Below are 1,490 nucleotides of genomic sequence, written 5' to 3' on the forward strand. Positions count from 1 at the left end.
CGCCCTGCTGGCCGCCTGCAGCCAGCCCGCCGACACCGCCGGCGCCCCGACGACCGACGCCGCCTCGACCGCCCCGGTGGCGCTGAAGGCCACCTCGGGCGTCTATGTGATGGACCCGACCCACGCCTCGTTGCAGTGGTCGCTGCCGCATAACTCGATCTCGAATTATACGGCGCGCTTCAACAAGTTCGACGCCAAGATCACCCTGGACACCGAGAACCTGGCCAACAGCACGGTTGAGGCGACCATCGATCCGGCCTCGGTCGACGCCAACTATCCGGGCGATTACGTCGGCACCCACGCCGCCACCGGCTTCAAGAGCTGGAGCGAGGACATCGCCAAGAACAAGGCCTTCCTGAACGCTACGGCCTTCCCGCAGATCACCTTCAAGTCGACCAAGGTCGAGCTGACCGGCACGCGCACCGCCAAGGTGACGGGCGACCTGACTTTCCTGGGCGTCACCAAGCCGGTGACGCTGGACGCCACGTTCAATGGCGATCTTGAAAAGCACCCCTTCATGCCGGTTCCGGCCATCGGCTTCTCGGCTGAAGGCAAGTTCAAGCGCACCGATTTCGGCATGGCGCTGGGCCCGGTCGGCGATGAAGTGACGATCCGCTTCGACGCCGAGTTCATCAAGGAAGCAGCCCCGGCCGCTCCGGCTGCTCCGGCCGCCTGATAGGCGAAAGCACGACGAAGGGGCGGGGCCGTTCGGTCCCGCCCTCTTCATGTTCAGACTGACGCGAGAGCTCTTATGACCCGCCGCCGCCCCAGCCGATACAGCGCCGTCGCCATCACCCTGCACTGGCTGATCGCGATCGCCATCCTGTCGATGATCCCGATGGGCTGGTGGATGAGCGACGCCATCGTCGAGCCGGACAGTCAGGCGCTGGCCTATCGCGTCTTCCAGATTCACAAGTCGATCGGCTTCCTGATCCTGGCGCTGACGGTGCTGCGGATCGTGTGGCGGCTGACGCACCCGGTTCCGGCCCTGCCGGGCGCCATGAAGGGGTGGGAGCAGTTCGCCGCGCGGGCGACGCACGCCGCCTTCTACGCCCTGATGCTGGCTCTGCCGCTGACGGGCTGGATCTATGTCTCGACCGGCTGGGCCGTGGTCACGGACACGCCGCTGGCCGTGGCGACCAGCTGGTTCGGCCTGTTCACCATTCCGCACCTGCCTTTCATCGAGCACGCTTCCGAAGCGGCCCGTCGCACGACGGCGTGGATGGCCATGGGCGCGCACAGCAAGCTGGCCTGGGGCGCGATCGTGCTGGTCGCCCTGCACGTCGGGGCGGCGCTGAAGCACCAGTTCTTCGAGCGCGACGGCGTGCTGTCGCACATGATCCCCGTCCTGCCGCATGGCGATGATGCGCATGGCGTCGCGCCTGAGCCGACGCTGGCCGCTCGTTGGGCCGAGCGGCTGGCGGGCGTGGCCTTCGTGGTCGTGATCGGCGTCGCCTTCGGTCTAGCCGCCAGGCCCGCGCCCAAGACGG

The 1,490-nt window shown here is 67.4% G+C and carries 2 protein-coding genes; both read left to right on the top strand.

Annotated elements, in window-relative coordinates:
- On the top strand, positions 1-676 hold a 676-nt coding region (locus RT567_RS16750; protein WP_313577320.1), incomplete at its 5' end, for a YceI family protein.
- Between the two features lie 75 nt (positions 677-751).
- Positions 752-1,490: cytochrome b (locus RT567_RS16755; RefSeq protein ID WP_313577321.1), on the top strand; the 739-nt coding region annotated here is incomplete at its 3' end.

Origin of the sequence: Brevundimonas sp. (assembly GCF_032107865.1) — a bacterium.
GTDB lineage: Bacteria > Pseudomonadota > Alphaproteobacteria > Caulobacterales > Caulobacteraceae > Brevundimonas.